Genomic DNA, 22804 nt, shown 5'->3' with positions numbered 1-22804 from the left:
GAAGCGAACGCAATTTCGCTAAGCTCGGGTTGTGATGGCAGAGCGAATGCAGCAGACACTGAACAGCACCGTGGTCGGGGAGGGCCCCGAATCGATGGTGTTCTTGCACGGGCTGATGGGCCGTGGCAAGAACTTCACCACCGCGGCGAAGGACCTCGCTGATGTGGCGACGTCGCTCCTCGTGGACCTTCCTAACCACGGTGCTTCCCCCTGGACGCAGGACTTCTCCTATGTGGAGATGGCCGACGCCGTGGCCGAGCATCTGCGCACCGAATTCGCCGACCGCGACCCCGAAGGGAAAGTGACGCTGCTGGGCCACTCCCTGGGCGGCAAGGTCGCCATGGTCCTGGCGCTAGGGCACCCGGAACTGATCAGGCGGCTCATTATCGAAGACATCTCACCAGTGTCGGTATCCTCGTTCTCTGAGTTCGAGCACCTGCTGGGTTCCCTGCTCAGCGTGGACCTGGATCAGCTGCAGCGCCGCTCCGATGCCGACGTGCAGCTCACCGACAAAATTCGCTCCCCCACGGTGCGCGGATTCCTGCTGCAAAACCTGCGCAGCAAGCGCACCGAGGACGGCACCACAGCCTTCGACTGGGAGCCGAACCTGCGGTTGCTGTACGACTCGCTGGACACCATCGGCGGATTCCCGGAGCTCGACGTCGCACCCTACCCTGGCCCGGTGCTCTGGCTGGGCGGGGAACGCTCGCCCTACATCACCGACGAAGCCGTGGAGCCGATGCGCGCCCTGTTTCCGAAGGTGCGCCGGATGACCATCCGCGACGCCGGGCACTGGCTGCACTCGGAGAAACCCGCCGAATTCGCCGCCGCCCTACGGTTCTTCCTCACCCAGAACTGACGACCACGCGGTGCCTTAGGCGCTGACCGCCCGGGCCAGGTGTTCGCCGGTCAGCGTCGAGGGGTTCGCCGCCAGATCTACCGGGGCGCCCTCGTAGACGATCGTGCCGCCCTCGGAGCCCGCGCCGGGGCCGACGTCGACGATCCAATCGGCGTGGGCGATCACATCGAGGTGGTGCTCAACGGCGATCACGGAGGCGCCGTCGTCGACCATGGAGTCCAAGAGCTCCAGTAGTCGGCGCACATCCGCAATGTGCAGTCCGGCCGTGGGCTCATCCAGCACGTAAATACCCGCTTTCTGGCCCAGACTGCTGGCCAGCTTCAGCCGCTGGCGCTCGCCTCCCGACAGCGTCGTCAGAGGCTGGCCCAGGCGCAGATACCCGAGCCCGACCTGAACCAGGCGCTCCGCGATCTTTGCGGCCGGGACGATTTTCACCCCCGGGGCGGTGAAATACTCCACCGCCTGCTCCGCCGAGAGCCCCAGGACGTCAGCGATATTGGAGCCACCCAGCTCATAGGCGAGCACATCGTCGCGGAAGCGCCGCCCCTGGCACTCACCACATTCGGTGGACTGGCCCTGCATGAAACCGAAGTCCAGGTAGATCACCCCGGCGCCCTTGCATTCCGGGCAGGCGCCTTCCGAGTTCGCGCTGAACAGCGCGGGCTTGACCCCGTGGGCTTTCGCGAAGGCCTTGCGGATGGAATCCAGGGCACCGGTATACGTCGCCGGGTTGGAACGGCGCGAGCCGCGGATCTGTTCCTGATCGATCATGACGACGTCATCGCGACCGGCGAGTCCGGCGCGCAGCAGCGTGGACTTGCCGGAACCGGCCACCCCCGTGACCACCGTCAGGGTGCCCAGAGGCAGCTCGACCGAGACGTCTTTCAGATTGTGCTGACTGATGTGCTCCAGACGCTGCGATCCGTTGCCGGAGCGCAGCTTCTCGGTGGGCTTCAGCTGGGCGTGGTGGTCCAGGCTGTTGCCGGTCAGGGTGCCGGAAGCGCGCAGTCCCGCCAGGTCACCTTCGTAGACGACCTCGCCGCCATGTACACCGGCGCCGGGGCCCAGGTCGATCAGGTGGTCGGCCACCTCGATCACATCCGGATTGTGCTCCACCACCAACACCGTGTTGCCCTGATCGCGCAACTGCCCAAGCAAGGTATTCATCCGGGCGACGTCGTGCGGGTGCAGCCCCGCCGTCGGCTCGTCAAACACGTAGGTGACATCGGTCAGCGCCGAACCCAAATGCCGGATCATTTTCACCCGCTGGGCCTCGCCTCCGGAGAGGGTGCCGGAAGGTCGATCTAGGCTGAGGTAGCCCAGCCCGATCTGCACGAAACCTTCGAGTAGCTGGCGCAGCGTAGCCAGCAACGGTTCTGCGGCTGGCTCGTCGATACCCCGTACCCAGTCGAGCACGCGGTGGGCTTCCCATCGGGCGAGTTCACCGATGTTGACCCCGGCCAGGGTGACGGAGCGGGCAGCCGCGCTCAACCGGGTGCCCTCACACTCAGCACAGGTGCGGAACACGATGGCCCGATCCACGAAGGCGCGGATGTGCGGCTGCATGGCCTCGCGGTCCTTCGACAACATCGACTTACGGATCCGGGGGATCAACCCTTCATAGGTGAGATTGGCACCCTCGAACTTCACCTTGGTGGCCTCCTGATGCAGCAACAGTTCCAGCTGATCATCCGAGAACTCGCCCACAGGGGTGTCCATGTCGAGACCGGCCGCCTTGAAGAGGCGGCCGTACCAGCCGTCCATCGAGTAGCCGGGGACTTTCAGTGCGCCGTCCGCGAGAGACAGCGCGGGGTCGTAGAGCTCGTTGAGGTCGAAATCCGAGACCGAACCGCGGCCCTCACACGCCGAACACATGCCACCGGTGCGGCGGAAGGTGCGGTCCTCGGCGACCTGCTTGTCGCCCTTCTTCACGGTGATCTGCCCCGAGGCTTCGACGGAGGCCACATTGAAGGAGAACGCCTGCGGCCCGCCAATCGGCGGGGTGCCCAGCCGGGAGAACAGCATCCGCAGCAGCGCATGGACATCCGTCACGGTGCCCACCGTGGAGCGCGGGTTGGCGGGCAAGGTCTCTTGGTCGACGACGATCGCCGTCGTCAGCCCCTCGAGCCGGTCCACCTCGGGGCGGGACGTCGACGGCATGAACCCCTGAACAAAAGTGGAATAGGTCTCGTTGATGAGTCGCTGCGATTCGGCCGCGACCGTGCCGAAAATCAGCGAGGACTTTCCGGAGCCGGAGACCCCGGTGCACACTGTCATCCGGCGCTTGGGAATATCGACGCTGACATTGCGCAGGTTGTTCTGCTGGGCGCCGCGGACCTTGAGTAGATCGTGCTGGTCGGCGGGATGGCCAGCGGGGGAGTGGGAATCACCGAGTGTGGACATGCAGTCAGCATAAAGCAGGGCGGACACCATGGTGTCCGCCCTTCTAGAAAAATCGGTGAATCCGGGTCAGTCCTCGGTGTCGAGGTCTGCGTGGCGGGCGCCCAGCTCGGCGTCGATACGCAGTACACCGGCGCCGTCGTTGCCCACGCGGTCCAGCTTGCCCAGGACCTCGGAGACGGTGGCCTCTTCTTCAACCTGCTCGTCGATGAACCACAGCAGCAGCGGGCGGGACTCCAGATCCCCGGCCTCCTCAGCGGCACGGTACAAGGAACGGATGGACTCGGAGACCTTCTGCTCGTGATCCAGTGCCGCCTTGAAAATCTGCTGTGGGGAGAGATCACTGCTCAGTCCCGGTGCCTCGAGCGCCCCGATGACGGCGTCGTTGTCGCGATCCACCACATGGTCGATGAACTTCTGCGCGTGGACCAGCTCCTCCTCGGCCTGAGCACGCATCCACGAGGCGATGCCCGGAAGGTCCTGGCTGTCGGCGGCGATCGAGAGCTGGCGGTAGACGTGTGCCGCCTGGAGCTCGAGGGTGATCTGGTCGTTGAACTTGGCTTCGAGAGCATCGGTGAGCTTCATAAAACTCAGCGTACTCACCGATGACGCCCGCGGGGAAGATACCTGTTGCTAAGGTGCATCATCGTGAAGCTCTCCGTTGATTCCGCTCCATCCGGTGCGCCTGCGACAACTCAGCCCGACGTTCCGCTCGGTCCGGGCGGCCGACCGGCGCTCATCGGTCGGCGGGTGTTCACCCGCCCCGTCACGCGCCGGGTGGTCTATGCCGTGGTGTTTGAAGCGCTGGCGATTGCGTTCACCACGCTGCTGTTGGTGGCCACCGGACAGTCGGCCCAAGGGTCGCTGGTGGTCGGCGTCGTCTCCTCGGTGGTGGCACTGACCTGGAACCTGATTTTCAACACGATCTTCGAGTTTTGGGAACGCCGCAGTGGAACCAGCGGCCGCCCGTGGTGGGTCCGGGCGCTGCACGCCGTCACCTTCGAATTGGGCTTGATGATGATCCTGATCCCGCTCATCGCCTGGATTCTGAGTATCAGTCTGCTGCAGGCGCTGGTGCTGGAAGCCGGGCTATTGGTCTTCTTCCTGATCTACACCGCAGTGTATGCTTGGAGTTTTGACCGGGTCTTTGGCCTTCCTGACGCCGCACAGACCGCTCCTGCCTCTGGGTGATCCCTGTTATGACCAGCACCGCCTCGCTCGCTGATCCACGCATGACGTGGATGGACGCAGCCCGCGGCGTGGCCGTGTTGCTGGTCGTCATTCTGCACGGTGCGACTATTCCGATGTCGACCGGTGCCGGCTCGGAAACCTGGGTCGAGATCAACAGATACATCGAACCGGTGCGCATGCCACTGTTGCTCTTCCTCTCCGGAATGCTGTTGCCGCGCTCCCTGGCCAAACCCTGGACGACGTTTCTGCGGGGCAAACTGCACGGCATTGCCTGGCCGCTGCTGGTGTGGATGCTGCTCTACGGGGTGCTGGTTTTCCGCAATAGTGTTTTCGACCCAGGGCTCTGGCGATCCGGTGACTACCTGTGGTTCTTGTTCGTGGTGTTGGGTTGCTACTTCCTCGGGATGCTGGCCCGCTGGGTGCACCCGCTACTCATCGCGCTGGTGATGGTCGCCGCAATCACGGCGATCCCGGACCCGCCGATGCACCGGCTCGATATGAAGCTGCTGTACTTCGGCGCGTTCTTCTTCTTCGGTGCTGGCTTGGGGCGGTTCGTGCCACAGTGGACGCGGGCACCAGCCTGGATCGGGGTCGTCGTGACCGTGATCGCCGGGTGGCTGTGCTTCCAAGCCGCCGATGATCTGGACCTGCGCCGCGGCACCGCCATCGCCGCATCGATCTCCCTGATCTGTTTGGCCGCCATGCTGTGGTGGCTGCCCCGGCTACCCTCGAACCGCGGTACCGCATGGCTGGAGTGGTTCGGGCGCCACTCACTGGTGGTCTACGTATCGCATTTCCCCATCATGATCCTCGTGCACCGTACCGTGGACCGCTTCGACGTCGAATCGTGGATCCACGTGGGATTCTGCACCGTGGTCACTCTGCTCGTCGTCACCGTGATGACCTTGATTCGACCGCAGACCTCCTGGCTCTACGCCTGGCCGCAGCGCAAACCGGCGCCATCTCGCGCCGAGCGGGACCTTATTTCGGAGTAGCGGAGAGCCCGAGGAACTCTCGGATCGCAGGAATCTCGCGGCGCGCCTGCGCCAGTCCCTGCTCGTGCGAGGCGCGTAGCTTGGCCACATTGCGCTCGCCGTTCGACACCGGCATCTGTTCCGGAACGAACAGATAGGCCTTGCCCTCGCGTTCCAGGGCGAAGAGCTTCTCCCGCGTCTCGTTGTAACGTCGCCACCGTGTCACCAGGGCATCGGCCACGGCCGGGTAGCGCCGGAAGTAGGTGCGATAGAAATGAGGGAACCGTTCGGGTGCCTTCCGGTATTCGCGTTCGCGGGTCAGAATTACCAGGAACTTTTCGTAGCCGTGATCCAGCGCCGTCGACAGGGGCACTCCGCCGTCGGGCCCCAGCGCACCATCAACATAGGTGCGGTCGTTGATCTGCACCGGCGGCATCAGCACCGGCATTGTGGAGGAAGCGCGCACCCGCCGCATCAAATCGGGCATCCGCGTCGTGTCGTCCTTGCTCCACCACACCATCTCGCCCGACTCGACGTCGAAACCGCCCAACTGCACGGTGGCGGGATTCGCACGGTACGCCTCAAAATCAAAGGGGAGGGCCTGACCGGGCATCCCAGTGCGCTCGTAGATGTACTCCGCGTTGAACAGGCCCCGTCCTCGCAGGAAGGTGCGCCAGTCGCCGAACTGCGGGTCCGCGGCGAACTCGACGAACGAGGTGCGCGCCCGCACCGGGTCTCGGGTCAGATAATTGCAGGTATTGGAGGAACCGGCCGAAATGCCCGCCACGAAATTCGCGTGGATTCCGGATTCTAGCAAGGCCACCACCATGCCGGAGGTGAATGAGGCGCGCATACCGCCGCCTTCGAAAAGCAGGGCGGTGTCTGTCAGATTGTTGGTCAACTCCACCCTCACAGCCTAGGCTGAGAGCATGGCTACGACCAGTTTCAAGAACACGCCCGCACACACTGTCGCCGATCTGCCCGCCGTGGGGACGAAAGCCCCCGACGTCGAACTCGTCGGCACCGACCTGCAGCCCTTCCGACTGTCTGACCACGCGGGCAAAACCGTCGTGCTCAACATTTTCCCCTCCGTTGATACCGGGGTGTGCGCCGCATCTGTGCGCACCTTCAACCAGCACGCCGCTGACCTCGAAGACACCGTGGTGCTCTGCGTTTCGCAGGACTTGCCCTTCGCGCAGGGCCGCTTCTGCGGCGCCGAAGGCATCGAGAATGTCGTGATGGGTTCCGCTTTCCGCTCCGATTTTGGCACCGAGTTCGGTCTGCGCCTGGCTGATTCGCCGATGGCCGGCCTGCTGGCCCGCGCCGTGATCGTCATCGATGCTGAAGGCACCGTCACCTACACCCAGCTCGTCCCCGAGATCACCGAGGAACCGGACTACGACGACGCCCTGTCCGCAACCAACTGAAGGGTCCGTCCCTGAATCAGTCACCCGAACCCAACGGCCGCTTGTGGTCCAAGGGTGAGCCCGGCACCCCGTATGGCGACTCGTCGTACGGGGTGCCTCGCATGCACGGGTCCATCCCCTCCGAATTTGGGTTCGGCCCGCCCGAGCCGCCCCGTCGGCCACGCCGAGGCTGGGTGTACGTGCTGGTCATGCTGGCCGGTGTTGCCGGAGCGGTCGGGCTCTTTGCTGGCGCCCTGAACCTCTTGATGGGCCACGTGGCCAATCTGACCCCGCAAGCCGAACAGCGGCACGAAGCCGCTACCGGGGTCCCCGACGAGGCGGCCACGCTCAGCGGCACCGCCCGGGGCCTGGCCGAAGAACTAGACCACGTACACGAGGGCATCGACGTCGACTGGGACGCCTCGGCGGCGCGCACGGGCACCGGGATTGATGAAGGCCAGGTGGTCGACTCCGCCCCCGGAATCTTTATGGTCGACACCATGATGATGGGCTTCTACGGCACCGGCACCGGCATGGTGCTCACCGCGGACGGGATCGCCGTCACCAATTACCACGTGGTCGAGAACTCCACCGATGTGGTGGTGCGCATGGCCGACACGGACATCGAATACAACGCCACCGTGCTCGGCCGCGATTCCGAGCACGACGTCGCGGTGCTGCAGATCGAGGACGCGCCAGAACTGCCGGTCACCTCACTGAATCTCAGCACCCCGCAGATCGGTGACATCAACGCCGCCGTCGGCAACGGTGGTGGACAGGGCTATCTGACCTCGGTGGTGGGGGAGGTGACCGCCCTGGACAAGACCATCCTTGCCGGAACTGACGCCGCAGAAACAACATCGCGGCTCACCGGACTCATCGAGACTACCGCCGACGTCGTGCCGGGCTACTCGGGCGGGCCACTCGTGGACCGTGACGGTCAGGTCATCGGGGTGAGCACCGCCGCATCACCGGGTGAGACCACCGAAGAAGTCAACGGGTACGCCATCCCCATCGCCGTCGCCCTGGAGATCGTCAATCAGGTGCTCTCCGGTGAAGAAACCGAAACAGTGTCCATCGGCGTCGACGGCGCCTTAGGCATCACCATCCTCACCACCGACGACGGCCCGGACATCCAGGAAGTCACCCCGGACTCGGCTGCCGAGGAACTCGGATTGCGCGCCGGCGACCTCATCATCTCCGTCGAGGGGGAGACCGTCACCACCAGCAGTGAGCTCGCCCGGGCCATCAACGACCGCAACGTCGGCGACCTCGTGGAGGTGGTGTGGCGCGATGCCTCCGGAGCCACCCAGACCGGAACCGCCACCCTTCAAGAAGCCGTCGTCAACTAACCGACAGTTCGTCATCCACCGCTCGCGGCCGGGCCACCAACAGCCCCGCCACGCTCATCACCACGCCGGAGCACGCCAAGAGCACCAGCACCAGCGTCCAGTCCGGGGTGGCCGCATGAATCAATCCGACGCCGAATGGACCGGCCGCCGCCACGAAATATCCGATCGGCTGCACGAACCCAGACAACCGCGCCGTCACTCGCGGGTCGCGGCTACGCGCCGGAATCAGCGCAATGGCCGTGGGGAAAGCAAAACCGCCCAGCCCCAGCACCACCGCCCACAGCCAGGGCAGGGTGTCGGCCGCCACGAGGAGGCCGAGGTATCCCACGGTGGTGAACACCCCAAACAACACTAGCCACACCCACAGTCCGCGCGCCCGCGCAATCACCGTGGGCATCACCACGCCGCCGATCACGCCCATGCCCGAAAGCACCGCCACTAATGTGCCCGACTGCACCGCCGGGATTCCGGCGTCTCGATAAACTTGCGGCAGCCAGCCGAACTGCACGTAGGCGTTCATCGACTGGAATCCGAACAGCACCGTCAGCGCCCAGGCCGTACGCGAACGATACAGCGGCAACGTCGGCGCATCGGCCACCGCACCCCGCGGAAAATCGTGCCCGGTGCGCACGGACACCAGCCACCAGATCACCAGCGGAACCACCGCAACTAGCGCCCAGAATACTAACGACGACTGCCACCCCGACGCCGCGAACGACTGTGAGACCGAGACCGCCAGCGGGGCCGAAACCAAGGCACCCAGCGAGCCGCCCAACACCAACAGCGACGAGTAGATCGTCATCAGCCGCACCGTGTTCAACCCGCCGTGCCGCTTGATCCACGCGGGCACCAGTACGTTTCCGACGGCGATACCGGCCAATGCCACCCCACTGACGGCCACAAACAGCCAGGGCGAGGGCATCCACGGACGCACCGCTAGCCCGAGCACCAGGGCGGTCATGGCCCAGGCCAGGCCGCGGGACAGCCCCACCCGCACCGCGAATCGCACCGCTAACAAGCCCATCACGGCGAAACACAGCCCCGGCAGCGCCGTCAGCAGGCCCGAGCCGGTGGGGGTGAAGCCCGCGGATTCGGTGATCTCCTCAAGCAACGGGCCGATGGACGTGGCGGCCGCGCGGAGATTGATCGCAATCGCCACGACGGCGACGACGGCGAGCCCCGCGGAAAGGGGTACCCGAGGTGAGGTGGGTTGTGAGGAGTCCATGGGACTGTTCTATCCCATTTGCAGGTTCATGTCGCCCGTGTTCCGGGCGACGTCGCCGGTGCCGCAGTGGGGACCGTGACGTGCCGTAGAACACTTTAGGTTACGACTAGGTAACGATTCTGTGTCCGGGGAGATATTCAAGATTGCTTTCACAGTTTTGTCCGCTATTCTCGTAGCTACCTTAAGTGGCGTCGCTCACATGTCACTCCTCGTTGTCGGAAATCCCGATGACGAACTCTACGGCGACGTCGCTCAGTACGACACACAAGGAGTCGCTTTGAAGAAGTACACCAAGCTCTCTGCCGCGGTGGCTGTCGCCGCCAGCTCGGCGTTGCTGTTCACCGCCTGCTCGCCCGGCGGCGAGCCCACCACCGACAACGAGGCTGACCAGGGCATCGCCGAAGGCCAGCAGTACACGGTCGAGCCGGAGGACACGGGCAAGGCCGACCTCGGCGACATTGAGACCGCCGAAGGCACCATCTCTGTCGGCATGGAGCAGGACTTCACGTCGTACAACAACATGATGGCCGACAACTACTCGACCTATAACTCCCAGATCGCCGACCGCATCTCTGGCGGTTTCAATTACTTCGGCACTGACGGCACGATCTACCCGGACGAGGAGTTCGGCACCATTGAGGTTGAGTCTGAGGATCCGCTGGTGGTCAAGTACACCATCAACGACGACGCTGTGTGGTCCGATGGCACCCCGATCACGGCTGCCGACTACATCTTCAAGTGGGCCGTGGAGAACCCTCGGACCGTTGACTCCAACGACGAGACCGTGTTCACTCCGGTCTCCACTACCTTCGGTGAGTACGTCCCGAACGCACCCGAAGGCGATCCCGAAGGCAAAGAATTCACCATCACCTACGATGAGCCCTACGCTGACTGGCAGCTCGTCGTCGACCGTGCGCTGCCCGCACACGTCGTCGCCGAACAGTCCGGGCTGAGCATGGAAGAGCTGATCGAAGCGGCCCGCAACAACGACGGTGACGCACTTGCCGAGGCCGCCGAGTTCTGGAACACCGGCTGGAATGTCACCAATGCCCTCCCCGATGAGGCGCTCATCCCGTCGTCTGGCCCCTACGTGCTCACCGATTTCTCGCCGGGTCAGTCGGTCACCCTGACGGCGAACGAGAACTACTGGGGCACCCCCGCCGCAACCCAGACGCTGACCGTGCGCATCGCTTCGGCTGACACCCATGTCCAGGCTCTGCAGAACGGCGACATGAACGCCATTGAGCCGCAGGCCACCGTGGATACTCTGGAGCAGCTCGAAGGCCTGGGCGACCAGGCTATTGTCCACCAGTACGCGCAGATGACCTACGAGCACCTGGACTTCAACCACGCCGCGGATTCGCTCTTCGGCGACAGCTACGAGCTGCGTCAGGCCTTCGCACTGTGCGTGCCGCGCCAGCAGATCATCGACAACCTGATCAAGCCGTTGAACCCGGACGCAGAGGTGCTCAACGCTCGTGAGTACTTCAACTTCCAGGACGAGTATCAGGAAGTCATCGACTACTCCTACGACGGCAGCTACGACGAAGTCGACATCGAGGCCGCAGCAGATCTGATTGAGCAGTCAGGTGTGGACACCCCGACCGTGCGCATCGGCTACGCCGCGCCGAACCCGCGTCGTGAGCAGACCGTCTCCATGATCAAGGATTCCTGCGACGAGGCCGGCTTCGACATCCAGGACTACGGCGCACAGGACTTCTTCGGTCCCGGTGGCGGTCTGTCCTCGGGTGACTGGGACATCGCCCTCTTCGCCTGGGCTGGCTCCGGCCAGATTGTCTCGGGCCGCAACATCTCGCACACCAACGGTGCTCAGAATGACGCGCAGTACTCGAATGAGGACGTCGACGCCGCCTGGGACATCGCCGCCGGCACCGTGGATCCTGAGGTACACCTCGAGCAGCGTAAGGAAGTAGAGAAGCTGCATTGGGACACCCTGTACAACATCCCGCTGTACACGCACCCGGGTATCGCTGCGAACTCCGCTGACATCGCCAACGTTCGCTCCACCGCCACCCAGTCCGGTCTGCAGTGGAACGTCGAGCAGTGGGTCCGTCCGGAAGCCGAAGCTGAGTAAGCTGACGTCCACTCATTGACGGTGACAGCGACGGCTGTGTGAAGCTGGGGCCCGGTTGAGCAATCGACCGGGTCCCAGCCCGGCCAGCGTCACACCAACGTGTACGGAAGGCTTATGTTCACGTGCTGAAATTCATCCTGCGCCGATTGGGGAGCTCCCTCATTGTCCTCTTCGGCGCCTCCATCCTGATGTTCGTTCTGGTGATCAACTCCGGGGACCCGCTGTTTGACCTCCGTGAGATCACCACCGGCAATCGTGAGCTGCTGATGCAGCAGCGCATTGATTCCATGGGGCTCGACCTGCCCTGGTATGAGAGGTACTGGGACTGGCTCTCCGGTGTCTCCCAATGTTTCGTCGGCCAGTGTGACTTCGGGGTGAACCGCGCCGGTCTGCCGGTGAACGACCTGCTTGCTCTGGCCGCGGCCTCGACCATGCGCCTGGTGGTGCTGGCCACCGTGCTGGCGATCATCGTCGGCGTCGCCGTCGGCATCCTGACGGCGATCCGGCAGTACTCCGGACTCGACTACGCGGTCACGTTCCTGATTTTCCTGTTCTACTCGCTTCCCGTTTTCTGGGCGGCCGTGCTCCTCAAGGAGTACCTGGCGATCGGCTTCAACGACTGGATCGCCACACCGTCCTTCAGCTGGACGACGATCATCATCACCGCCGTGCTGGCGGCCGTCGTGATCCAGACGGTCCTGGGTGGCGGCCTGCGCCGACGTCTGATCACGGCCGGCGTCGTCCTCGCGTTCGTCATCGGCACCATGTTTTACATGGATGCGTCCGGCTTCGCCCGGAACCCCGAGCTGGGACCCCTGCCTCTGATCGCACTCGGCGCCGCCACCGCTGTAGGGGCCACCATCTTGTTCGCCGGCCTGCATAATCGCCGGGTGCTGGCCGCCGGCCTCATCACCGCTGGCCTCGGTCTGGTTTCCTACTACGTCACCTGGGGCTTGATGGATCAGCCCTCGTGGTGGCTGCTGGTGCTGCTCGGGCTCATCTCGGTGGGTGTCGCCATCGGCGTCGGCCAGGCCGTCGGGGGGTACTCGCGCTCCACCGCCTCCATCGTTTCGGTGGTGACGGCGCTTGTCATGGGCTCGCTGATGATCCTCGAGCAGCTCTTCCGATACTGGCCCGTCTACCTCGGCCGGATCAGCCGCCCTATCGGAACCATCGGCTCGGAGACTCCGAACTTCGTGGGCACCTTCTGGGAGGAATTCATCGACAAGGGCACGCAGCTGCTGCTTCCGACCATTCTGCTGACGCTCGTCTCGGTGGCAACGTACTCCCGCTACACCCGTTCCTCGATGCTGGAGGTGTCGCGTCAGGACTACATTCGCACCGCACGGGCGAAGGGCCTCAACGAGCGTCAGGTGATTCTGAAGCATGCCTTCCGGAATTCGCTGATCCCGATCACCACGATCATGGCGTTCGACTTCGCCGGTCTGATCGGCGGAGCAGTGATCACCGAGCAGGTCTTCGGATGGAAGGGCATGGGCGACTTGTTCCAAGTCGGGCTGCGCACAGTCGACCCGGCGCCGGTGATGGCGTTCTTCCTCGTCACCGGTACGGCCGCGATTCTGTTCAACCTGCTGGCGGATATTCTCTACGCCGTCCTTGATCCCCGGATTCGAGTGTGAGTCGGATGAGCAACAACGAAACTCCACAGACCCCTGAGTCGTCCTCCACCGCGGTGGACATGCACAACCTCGCCGAGGTCGAAGACGCCAAGCTGCGTCAGATCACCGGAAAGTCCTACAGCCAGGGCCAGATGGTCCGACGCCGATTCCGCAACCACGCAGGAGCGATGATCTCGCTGACCGTGCTGGTCGGAGTCTTTCTCCTAGCGTTCAGCTCCATCGGCTTCGCCGGGATTCCGGGCTGGTGGGACAAGTCCTACACCGGAACCGGCGCCGTGCAGAACGGCGGTGCCCCGACCCTGTCGCTGTGGCCTCGTTTCCTGGGCGGTGAGGGCATCACCTGGGGCGAGCATCCACTGGGCCAGGACACCATCGGCCGCGACTACTTCGCCATGGTGATGCGCGGGACGCAGCAGTCACTGACGATCGCGTTCGTCGTCGGCATTGTCTCGACCGTGATCGGCGCTGTTGTCGGCGCGATCGCCGGTTACTTCCGCGGTTGGATCGACTCGGTGCTGATGCGCATGACCGACCTGGTCATCGTGATCCCGCTGCTCGCTCTGGCCGCCGTGCTGGGTCAGCTGTCCTCCACTTTCCGCGGCGGCGGTGTGCTGCCGTTGGCTATCGTGCTCGGATTGGTCACCTGGACGTCGCTGGCCCGTCTGGTCCGCGGTGAGGTGCTCTCCCTGCGCGAGAAGGAATTCGTCTCCGCGGCGGTCGCCATGGGTGCCAAACCCGGACGCGTCATCCTCAAACACCTGTTGCCGAACACCATCGGCGTCATCGTGGTGAACGCGACCTTCGCCATCTCGGCCGCCATTCTCCTCGAGACCTCGCTGTCCTTCCTGGGCTTCGGTGTAAAGGCGCCCGAGACCTCGCTGGGTCTGTTGATCAGCGACAACCAGGCTGCGTTTACCACCCGCCCCTGGCTGTTCTGGTGGCCGGGCATCATGATTCTGGCCATCGCCCTGTCGGTGAATTTCATCGGTGACGGTCTGCGCGATGCCTTCGACCCCCGCCAGGTGAGCAAGATCAAACGCCGCCGCAGTGTGCTTGGTATGTCTGGGCGTCAGGAAGCCGCCAACGCCACCCTGGGTACCCCGCGCAACGATGTGCCCGAACAGCCCGGCGAACTGGAGCGGCCCGTGCCGTCCTCCGACCATGATGGGCCAGAAGACCCCGATCCGAATTCCTCCGGACCCGAGGGAGGGAACCGATGATGAAGAAGCCATCAGAACGCAAAGAGCCCAAAACGGTGACGACGTCGACCAACGTCGTCAAGCGCCACGATGACCTCGACGGCAAGCCGATTTTGACCTTCAAGAACCTGACCGTCTCCTTCGACACCGAGTTCGGTGAGGTGAACGCGGTCAAGGGCGTGAGCTTTGACGTCAAGCCCGGCGAAGTGGTGGCCCTGGTCGGTGAATCTGGTTCGGGTAAGTCGGTGACCTCCTCCACCGCGATGGGTCTGTTGCCGGGTAACGCCCGAATTGGCGGTAGCGTGCTGCTCAAAGACGACGATGTCGTCGCCATGGAACCTGCCGTGCTGCGTAAAATCCGCGGATCGCGGGTGGCCATGGTGTTCCAAGAACCCATGACGGCGTTGAACCCGGTGCTCACCGTGGGCGATCAGCTCACCGAGTCGCTGGCTGTGCACAACCTGGCTTTCGGTAAGGAAGCCAAGCGCCGTGCGGCCGAACTGCTGGAAATGGTGGGGATTCCCGACGCTGCGAGCCGGCTCAAGCAGTACCCGCACCAATTTTCCGGCGGACAGCGTCAGCGCATCGTCATCGCGATGGCCATCAGTTGCTCGCCCGAGGTGATCATCGCCGATGAGCCGACCACCGCACTCGACGTCACCGTGCAGGCGGAAATCCTCGAGCTACTGCGCAGCCTGAAGGACAAACTGAACACCGGCATTCTGCTGATCACCCACAACATGGGCGTGGTGGCCGACATGGCCGACAGGGTCTGCGTGATGCTGCGTGGCGAGATGGTCGAGACCGGTCCCGTGCACCAGGTGATGCAGTCGCCGCAACACCCCTATACCCAACGGCTGCTGTCGTCGGTTCCGCGACTGGGTGAAAGCCTCGAAGTGGCTGAACCGGATCCGGTGACCGAAGCGGTGCATGCCGGAGCCACCTACGCGGTGGAAGCCAGCGGCATCTCGATCGCCTACGAGCACCGCGGCAAGCAACGCAATGTGGTCCACGACGTGTCCTTCACCGTGGCTCCGGGCGAGATCATGGGCCTGGTGGGGGAATCGGGGTCTGGTAAGTCGACCATCGCCAAGTCCGTGCTCGGACTGTTGCCCATCACCGCAGGCAGCATGAAGCTCTACGGCAAGGAACTCACCTCGTTGTCGCGGAAAGAATCGCGCAGTATGCGGAAGCAGATCGGGGTGGTCTTCCAGGACCCGGCGGCCTCGCTGGATCCTCGCTTTCCGATCGGTGACATCATCACCGAGCCTATGGTGATCCACCAGGTCGGCAATGCCAAGACCCGGCTGGATCGCGCCTACGAGCTCCTGGACGCGGTGAAGCTGCCTCGCTCGGTGGTCAACCGGTACCCGCACGAGCTCTCGGGCGGTCAGCGCCAGCGCATTTCCATCGCCCGCGCCCTGACGATGGACCCGGACGTGCTCATCGCCGATGAGCCGACCTCGGCCCTGGATGTCTCGGTGCAGGCAGCGGTGCTCGAGATGTTCGCTGAATTGCAGAGTCGCTACGAATTTGCGTGTCTGTTCGTGTCCCACGATTTGGCGGTCGTGGACATGCTGGCGCACAAGGTGCTGGTGCTCAAGGACGGGCGCGAAGTCGAATCCGGAAAAACCGATCAGGTGCTGCACCAGCCGCAGCAGGACTACACCAAGCGCTTGCTGGCAGCGGCGCCCGTCCCGGATCCGGACGAGCAAAAGACCCGGCGCGCGGAACGGCGCGAGCTGCTCGCCTCTTTCGGCGAATCCAGCTACTAATACACCCGCGCCAGCATGAGGTGGCGACCCTTTTCGGGTCGCCGCCAATGCTGTGCCGGAGTCGTGTACCGGGGTGGCCTGGATGTCCCGTAGAATAATCAGTGGACTGTCACTAGGTCCGAGCCCCAGTCAGCACCACGGCGTGTGTTCACGCTGGTTCGACGTGCACAAAATCGAGCGGCCGGGGTGCTCACAGATCAACAGAACTGAGACACGCATATGAGCGAATCCCTCACCCGACGCGAAGACCTGCGCAATGTCGCCATCGTCGCCCACGTTGACCACGGTAAGACCACTCTGGTCGACGCCATGCTGCGCCAGGCCGGCGCCTTCTCAAGCCACGGCGAGGTCGAAGACCGAGTGATGGATTCCGGTGAGCTGGAACGCGAGAAGGGCATCACCATCCTTGCCAAGAACACCACTGTGTTCTATTCCGGCCCCTCCGCCGAGGGCAAGACCATCACATTCAACGTCATCGACACCCCCGGCCACGCCGACTTCGGCGGCGAGGTCGAGCGCGGCCTGTCCATGGTCGATGGCGTCGTCTTGCTCGTCGATGCCTCGGAAGGCCCGCTGCCCCAGACTCGTTTCGTGCTCCGCAAGGCGCTGGCCGCGAAGCTTCCCGTCATCCTGGTGGTCAACAAGACCGACCGTCCCGACGCTCGCATCGACGGCGTCGTCTCCGACACCATGGACCTGCTCCTCGGCCTGGCCTCCGATCTCTCCGAAGAGGTCGAAGACCTGGACCTGGACTCCGTGCTGAACCTGCCCGTGGTCTACGCTTCCGGCAAGGCCGGTCGCGCCTCCCTGGAACAGCCCGCCGACGGCGACCTGCCCGACAGTGAAGACCTGGAGCCCTTGTTCGCCACCATCCTCGAGCACATCGCTGCTCCGGCGTACACCGAGGGCGAAGTCTTGCAGGCACACGTGACCAACCTGGATGCCTCCCCGTTCCTGGGGCGTCTGGCGTTGCTGCGTATCTTCAACGGCACCCTGCGCAAGGGCCAGCAGGTGGCCTGGGCCCGTCAGGATGGCACCAACAAAACTGTAAAGATCACCGAATTGCTGGGCACCAAGGGTCTCAGCCGTGAGCCGATCGAATCTGCCGGTCCCGGTGAAATCGTCGCCGTCGCAGGTATCGAAGACATCATGATCGGTGAGACTCTCACCGATCTGGAGAACCCGAAGCCGCTGCCGAAGATTACCGTGGATGACCCGGCGATCTCGATGACCATCGGTATCAACACGTCGCCGATGGCTGGCCGCGTCAAGGGCGCTAAGGTCACCGCCCGTCAGGTCAAGGACCGTCTCGACGCCGAATTGGTCGGCAACGTGTCCCTGCGCGTGCTGCCTACCGAGCGTCCCGACGCCTGGGAAGTTCAGGGTCGTGGCGAGCTGGCCCTGGCCATCCTCGTCGAGCAGATGCGCCGCGAAGGCTTCGAACTCACCGTGGGCAAGCCCCAAGTGGTCACCAAGACCATCGACGGCAAGGTCCACGAGCCGATGGAACTGATGACCATCGATGCCCCCGACGAGTTCATGGGTGCGATCACGCAGCTCATGGCCGCTCGCAAAGGCCGCATGACCGAAATGTCCAACCACGGCACCGGCTGGGTCCGGATGGAATTCAACGTTCCGGCTCGCGGCCTGATTGGCTTCCGTACTCAGTTCCTCACCGATACCCGCGGCGCCGGTATCGCCTCTTCCATCGCCAACGGTTACGAGCCGTGGGCCGGTCCGATCGAGTACCGCAATAACGGTTCGCTGGTCGCCGACCGTGCAGGGACCGCCACTCCGTTCGCGATGATCAACCTGCAGGAGCGCGGCTCGTTCTTCATCCAGCCGACCTCCGAAGTGTACGAGGGCATGATCGTGGGCGAGAATTCGCGCGCCGACGACATGGATGTCAACATCACCAAGGAGAAGAAGCTCACGAACATGCGCTCCGCCAGCGCTGATTCATTCGAGGGTCTCACCCCGCCGCGTCAGCTGACGCTGGAGGAATCCCTGGAGTTCGCTCGCGAAGACGAGTGTGTCGAGATTACCCCGGAGGCGATCCGCATCCGTAAAGTGGTCCTCGATGCCAACGAACGAATCAAAGCGGCCCGCCAGCGCGCCCGTGCCTCCAACTGATCAACCCCAGTCCCTTGCTCCGGCGTCGACGACGGGCCAACGGATCGCTTCAGCGGTCCTGGCCTTGATTGTCGGCGCCGGAGCCGGTCTGATGGGTACCTTGCTCCACCTGCAACTGCACTGGTTCGGATCCGTGGTGATTCCCTGGGGCGCGGTCCTAGGTCTGTTGCTCGTCGCCTGCGCCCAACTTTGGGCGACCTTAGCCACCCGACAGCTCTGGGTCGGAGCGCTGATGGTGGTCGCCGCCTACACGGTGATCATCGGCATCGCGTTCACCTCCACCCAGGACGTCTTCAACATCGCGATCAACTCCTACACCTGGCAGGAGCTGCCTGGACCCGTGGTTGCCGAGGGACTCTGGCTCTTCGGTGTTCCCGTTGTCGCGATCATCGTGTTGCTCATCAGTTCACGTCTGATGCCACGCACCGCCCCGCGGCCGGTCGTGCCCAGCAACACCCACTAGACTGGATCACGGCGCCGTCTGAGGGGACTGTCGCGCCATTCGCACTCGAGGAACGCTCTGAAAGGTACTGAACTTCCGTGACGTATGTGATTGCTCTGCCGTGTGTGGATGTGAAGGATCGGGCGTGTATTGATGAGTGCCCGGTGGATTGCATTTATGAGGGTGAGCGGATGCTGTATATCCACCCGGATGAGTGTGTGGATTGTGGTGCCTGTGAGCCGGTGTGCCCGGTGGAGGCGATCTATTATGAGGATGATCTTCCTGAGGAGTGGGAGGATTACTACGGTGCCAATGTGGAGTTCTTCTCTGATGTGGGGTCGCCGGGTGGTGCGGCGAAGATGGGCGTGATTCCCAAGGATCATCCGCTCATTACCGCCCTGCCCCCGCAGGACACCGACTGAGTCAGACCTCAGCGACAACCCCCACCAGCCCGACGAAAGGCGGCGAGCATGCTCACCCTTCCCGAATACCCCTGGGAGCAGCTGGCGCCCTACCGAGCCCGCGCGGCCGAACACCCCGACGGTGTGGCAGACCTGTCTATCGGTACCCCCGTCGATCCGACGCCCGAGCTGATCCAGCACGCCCTGCGCGAGAGCACCGACGCCCACGGTTACCCAACCACCGCCGGCACATCGCAATTGCGCGAAGCCATTGCCAGCTGGTACGTCCGACGACGCGGCGCGCAGATCACCCCCGCCCAGGTCATCCCCTCCATCGGCTCCAAAGAATTCATCGCCTGGCTACCCCTGCTCATGGGACTGGGCCCGGGCGACGCCGTGGTGCGACCCGAAGTGGCCTACCCGACCTATGACATCGGCGCCCAACTGGTGGGCGCGACCCCCGTGGCGGCCGACTCCCTGAGCGAACTCGACACCGACACCCGCTCCAGGGTGAAACTGGTCTGGACGAACTCTCCGGCCAACCCCACCGGCCGCGTCGATACCGCGGACCAGGTTCGTGAAAAAATTGCGGAAGCACGCGCCATCGGAGCAGTGCTGGCCGGCGACGAATGCTACGCGGAACTGGGTTGGGACCAGTGGGAACCCGGCGTGCCCAGCGTGCTGGACCCTGCCGTCAACGGAGGGGACACCACCGGGCTGCTCTCGGTCTACTCGCTGTCCAAGCAGTCCAACCTGGCCGGGTACCGTGCGGCTTTTGCCGCCGGCGACGAGCAGATCATCACCACGCTGATCAACAGCCGCAAGCACGCGGGCATGATCGTGCCCGCGCCCATCCAGTCGGCCATGGTGGCGGCGTTGAATGACGACGCCCACGTCCAGGAACAAAAAGATCGCTACCGCATCCGCCGCGGGCAGCTGCTGGCCGCCCTCACCGAGTCCGGGTTGCATGTGGACCATTCCGAGGCCGGGCTCTACCTGTGGACCCGGACCGTCGCATCCGCCGGGCGCGCAGCGACCGCGGAAGACACCTGGAACTTGGTCCAGCGATTCGCCGATGCCGGCATTGTGGTGGGCCCGGGCGTCTTCTACGGTGAAGCTGGAAACGGTTATGTGAGGGTCGCGATCACCGCAACCGACGACGCCGTCGCCCAGGCCGTCTCTCGGATCCGTCGCGGTATCTGAAACACCGGCGCCCGCCCAGCGACGATGACTCCACGTGACGTGCGTCGCACTTCCTTGAACGGGCGAAACCTGCCGGATATTGGTAGGTTAGAGTCGAACCGATAATGTGTGTGGCGCCACAGCATGCCGTTGTGGCCGATCTTCTCGAGGGAGCACTATGACTGAGAATACCTCCGGAACTCTGTCTGTTGATGGGCATGATGTCGAACTGATCCGCGAGACCTCCACGGTGGGCAATGAAGGGCTGAACATCGGCCCGCTGCTCAAAGAGACCGGAGTGGTCACTTACGACCCCGGCTTCATGAACACTGCGAACACCAAGTCCGCGATCACCTACATCGACGGCGCCGAAGGTATCCTCCGCTATCGCGGCTATCCGATCGAGCAGCTGGCCGAGCACTCCTCGTTCCTCGAGGTCGCCTATCTGCTCATATACGGCGAGCTACCCACCGACGGCCAGCTCAACGACTGGGACCAGAACATCCGGTCCCACACCATGCTTCACGAAGACCTGAAGAGTTTCTTCTCCGGCTTCCCCCGCGACGCCCACCCGATGCCGGTGCTGTCTTCCGCGGTGTCCGCACTGTCGACCTTCTACGCCGACTCCCTGGACCCCTTCGACGAGGAACAGGTCCACATCTCGACCATCCGCCTGATGTCGAAGCTGCCGGTCATCGCTGCGTATGCGTTCAAGAAGTCGCTGGGCCAGCCGATGCTCTACCCGGACAACTCACTGAACCTCACCGAGAACTTCTTGCGCCTGTGCTTCGGCGTACCCGCAGAGGCCTACGAGCTCGACGACGATGTCGTCAAGGCCCTGGATCGCCTGCTGATCCTCCACGCCGACCACGAGCAGAACTGCTCCACCTCGACCGTGCGTCTGGTCGGCTCCTCGCACGCGAACATGTTCGCCTCCATCTCCGCAGGCATTAATGCGCTTTACGGCCCGCTGCACGGTGGCGCCAACGAGGCTGTGTTGAACATGCTACGCCAGATCCAGACCGAGGGCCTGGAGCCTGAAACGTTCATGGACAAGGTGAAGAACAAGGAAGACGGCGTGAAGCTGATGGGCTTCGGGCATCGCGTGTACAAGAACTATGACCCGCGCGCCCGCATCGCCAAGGCTGCTGCCGATGAGATTCTGGGTAAGGTCAAGGGCGGCGACGAACTACTCGATATCGCCATACGCCTGGAAGAGCGCGCCCTGGCCGATGAGTACTTCATCGAGCGTAAGCTGTACCCGAATGTCGACTTCTACACCGGCCTGATCTACAAGGCCATGGGCTTCCCGGAGAAGATGTTCACCGTGCTCTTCGCCCTGGGCCGCCTGCCCGGCTGGATCGCCCAATGGCGCGAGATGATCGAGGACAAGTCCACGAAGATCGGCCGTCCGCGCCAGGTCTACACCGGAGAGGTCCAGCGCGACTACCCCGGCATCTGAATTTCTCCTTAACGACTGCGGGTTCAGCACCTTTTCAGGTGCTGAACCCGCAGTCGTTTGTGGCGGTGACTCGTTGGTGACTAGTTCTTGTGCAGCTCCGCGTTCAGCTCCACCTTCTGGCCCGCGCGCGCCAGCGCTTCCACCTGACCGGAGACCGAATTGCGGCGGAACAGCAGGCCGGAGACGCCCGACAGCTCCACAGCTTTGACAATCCGGTCCTCACCCTCGGCGCGCACGGCCACACGGGTGCCCGCGGTGACGTAGAGACCAGCCTCGACGACGCAGTCATCGCCCAGGGAGATGCCGATACCGGAGTTCGCGCCCAGCAACACCCGCTCGCCAATGACGATGCGCTGCGTGCCTCCGCCGGAGAGAGTGCCCATGATGGAGGCGCCACCGCCGACATCGGAGCCGTCGCCGACGATGACACCAGCTGAAATCCGGCCCTCGACCATCGAGTTGCCCAGAGTGCCGGCGTTGAAGTTCACGAAGCCCTCGTGCATCACGGTGGTCCCGGCGGCGAGGTGGGCGCCCAGGCGTACGCGGCTGGCGTCACCGATGCGCACACCGGCGGGCACCACGTAGTCGGTCATCCGCGGGAACTTGTCCACCGCGTTGACCACCACGGGTCCGCGGGCGGCCAGGCGGGCGCGGGTCAGCTCGAAGCCCTCGACCTCACACGGACCGAAGTTCGTCCACACCACATTGGTCAGCAGACCGAACACACCGTCCAGGTTGATGGTGTTCGGGCGCACCAGGCGGTGCGAGAGCAGGTGCAGGCGTAGCCAGGCGTCCTCGGCGCTGGTGGGCGCCGCGGTCAGATCCGCCTCAATGGTGACCACACGCTGGGTGGTGCCGCGGGCGTCGTCGCTCTGGGCGGCGGCTTCCAGGGCCGAACTCACCTGGTCGGATTCGGCCAACTCGGCGGCGGAGGCCAGCTGCGGGGCCGGGAACCAGGTGTCCAGCACGGTGCCGGCGGCGGTGACGGTCGCCAGGCCGATGCCTGCGGCGACGGTGGGGGAAAGATTCTGGAGATTTGACTCGTTAGACATGGTCCTCATTATGGCA

The 22804-nt window shown here is 64.0% G+C and carries 19 protein-coding genes; 14 read left to right on the top strand and 5 right to left on the bottom strand.

Annotation, left to right across the window (positions count from 1 at the left end):
• Window positions 1-34 precede the first annotated feature (34 nt).
• Window positions 35-859, top strand: a complete 825-nt coding sequence (locus tag P8192_RS09915; RefSeq protein ID WP_278156673.1) for an alpha/beta fold hydrolase — start codon at window positions 35-37, stop codon at window positions 857-859.
• A gap of 15 nt (window positions 860-874) precedes the next feature.
• On the opposite strand, the gene P8192_RS09910 is transcribed toward P8192_RS09915, so the two are convergent.
• Window positions 875-3262, bottom strand: a complete 2388-nt coding sequence (locus P8192_RS09910) for an excinuclease ABC subunit UvrA (protein WP_278156671.1) — start codon at window positions 3260-3262, stop codon at window positions 875-877.
• Window positions 3263-3328: 66 nt separating this feature from the next.
• Window positions 3329-3844 carry a ferritin gene (locus tag P8192_RS09905; RefSeq protein WP_278156669.1) on the bottom strand — a complete coding sequence of 172 codons (516 nt, stop codon included), beginning with the start codon at window positions 3842-3844 and terminating at the stop codon, window positions 3329-3331.
• A 63-nt stretch (window positions 3845-3907) separates the two neighbouring features.
• Between P8192_RS09905 and P8192_RS09900 the strand changes: the two genes are divergently transcribed.
• Window positions 3908-4450 (top strand): PACE efflux transporter, encoded by a 543-nt coding sequence (locus P8192_RS09900; protein ID WP_278156667.1) that lies wholly within the window; start codon window positions 3908-3910, stop codon window positions 4448-4450.
• A 41-nt stretch (window positions 4451-4491) separates the two neighbouring features.
• Window positions 4492-5445, top strand: a complete 954-nt coding sequence (locus P8192_RS09895; RefSeq protein ID WP_278156665.1) for an acyltransferase family protein — start codon at window positions 4492-4494, stop codon at window positions 5443-5445.
• On the opposite strand, the gene P8192_RS09890 is transcribed toward P8192_RS09895, so the two are convergent.
• Window positions 5432-6331 carry a patatin-like phospholipase family protein gene (locus P8192_RS09890; RefSeq protein ID WP_431521109.1) on the bottom strand — a complete coding sequence of 300 codons (900 nt, stop codon included), beginning with the start codon at window positions 6329-6331 and terminating at the stop codon, window positions 5432-5434. The two genes, P8192_RS09895 and P8192_RS09890, sit on opposite strands and share 14 nt — an antisense overlap.
• 22 nt (window positions 6332-6353) lie before the next feature.
• Here P8192_RS09890 and tpx point away from each other — a divergent pair, with 22 nt between their 5' ends.
• Together tpx and P8192_RS09880 are read left to right on the top strand one after the other, a co-directional pair.
• Window positions 6354-6851 (top strand): thiol peroxidase, encoded by a 498-nt coding sequence (gene tpx, locus P8192_RS09885; protein ID WP_278156661.1) that lies wholly within the window; start codon window positions 6354-6356, stop codon window positions 6849-6851.
• 101 nt (window positions 6852-6952) lie between these two features.
• A complete protein-coding gene (locus P8192_RS09880) occupies window positions 6953-8182 on the top strand; it encodes a S1C family serine protease (RefSeq protein WP_278156659.1) in 1230 nt (409 codons plus the stop codon).
• On the opposite strand, the gene P8192_RS09875 is transcribed toward P8192_RS09880, so the two are convergent.
• A complete protein-coding gene (locus P8192_RS09875; RefSeq protein WP_278156656.1) occupies window positions 8175-9407 on the bottom strand; it encodes an MFS transporter in 1233 nt (410 codons plus the stop codon). The genes P8192_RS09880 and P8192_RS09875 overlap by 8 nt on opposite strands.
• Window positions 9408-9606: 199 nt before the next feature.
• Between P8192_RS09875 and P8192_RS09870 the strand changes: the two genes are divergently transcribed.
• From P8192_RS09870 to P8192_RS09830, 9 genes are all read left to right on the top strand, one after another.
• Complete coding sequence (locus P8192_RS09870; RefSeq protein ID WP_278156654.1) at window positions 9607-11502, top strand: ABC transporter family substrate-binding protein; 1896 nt, start codon at window positions 9607-9609, stop codon at window positions 11500-11502.
• A 122-nt stretch (window positions 11503-11624) separates the two neighbouring features.
• Complete coding sequence (locus P8192_RS09865) at window positions 11625-13142, top strand: ABC transporter permease (protein ID WP_278156652.1); 1518 nt, start codon at window positions 11625-11627, stop codon at window positions 13140-13142.
• Window positions 13143-13147: 5 nt separating this feature from the next.
• Window positions 13148-14362, top strand: coding sequence for an ABC transporter permease (locus tag P8192_RS09860; RefSeq protein WP_431521108.1), 1215 nt, complete (start codon window positions 13148-13150; stop codon window positions 14360-14362).
• Window positions 14359-16116: an ABC transporter ATP-binding protein gene (locus P8192_RS09855; protein WP_278156650.1), complete on the top strand. Its 1758-nt coding sequence runs from the start codon at window positions 14359-14361 to the stop codon at window positions 16114-16116. Before P8192_RS09860 ends, P8192_RS09855 begins: the two co-directional genes overlap by 4 nt.
• A 219-nt stretch (window positions 16117-16335) precedes the next feature.
• Window positions 16336-18249: a translational GTPase TypA gene (typA, locus tag P8192_RS09850; protein ID WP_278156648.1), complete on the top strand. Its 1914-nt coding sequence runs from the start codon at window positions 16336-16338 to the stop codon at window positions 18247-18249.
• A complete protein-coding gene (locus P8192_RS09845) occupies window positions 18236-18712 on the top strand; it encodes a hypothetical protein (RefSeq protein WP_278156646.1) in 477 nt (158 codons plus the stop codon). The genes typA and P8192_RS09845 overlap by 14 nt, the downstream gene beginning before the upstream one ends.
• Before the next feature lie 77 nt (window positions 18713-18789).
• Window positions 18790-19113 (top strand): ferredoxin, encoded by a 324-nt coding sequence (gene fdxA / locus P8192_RS09840; protein ID WP_278156644.1) that lies wholly within the window; start codon window positions 18790-18792, stop codon window positions 19111-19113.
• A gap of 48 nt (window positions 19114-19161) precedes the next feature.
• Complete coding sequence (gene dapC, locus P8192_RS09835; protein WP_278156642.1) at window positions 19162-20295, top strand: succinyldiaminopimelate transaminase; 1134 nt, start codon at window positions 19162-19164, stop codon at window positions 20293-20295.
• Between the two features lie 157 nt (window positions 20296-20452).
• Complete coding sequence (locus tag P8192_RS09830) at window positions 20453-21736, top strand: citrate synthase (RefSeq protein ID WP_278156640.1); 1284 nt, start codon at window positions 20453-20455, stop codon at window positions 21734-21736.
• An 80-nt stretch (window positions 21737-21816) separates the two neighbouring features.
• Here the strand turns inward: P8192_RS09830 and dapD are convergent, their stop codons facing one another.
• The gene (gene dapD / locus P8192_RS09825; RefSeq protein ID WP_278156638.1) at window positions 21817-22788 is read right to left on the bottom strand and encodes a 2,3,4,5-tetrahydropyridine-2,6-dicarboxylate N-succinyltransferase; all 972 of its coding nucleotides are present in this window, start codon (window positions 22786-22788) and stop codon (window positions 21817-21819) included.
• Window positions 22789-22804 lie beyond the last annotated feature (16 nt).

Origin of the sequence: Citricoccus muralis (assembly GCF_029637705.1) — a bacterium.
Classification (GTDB): Bacteria; Actinomycetota; Actinomycetes; order Actinomycetales; family Micrococcaceae; genus CmP2.
Note: the sequence above shows the minus strand (reverse complement) of the source record. Positions and strands in the feature narration are given on the sequence as shown.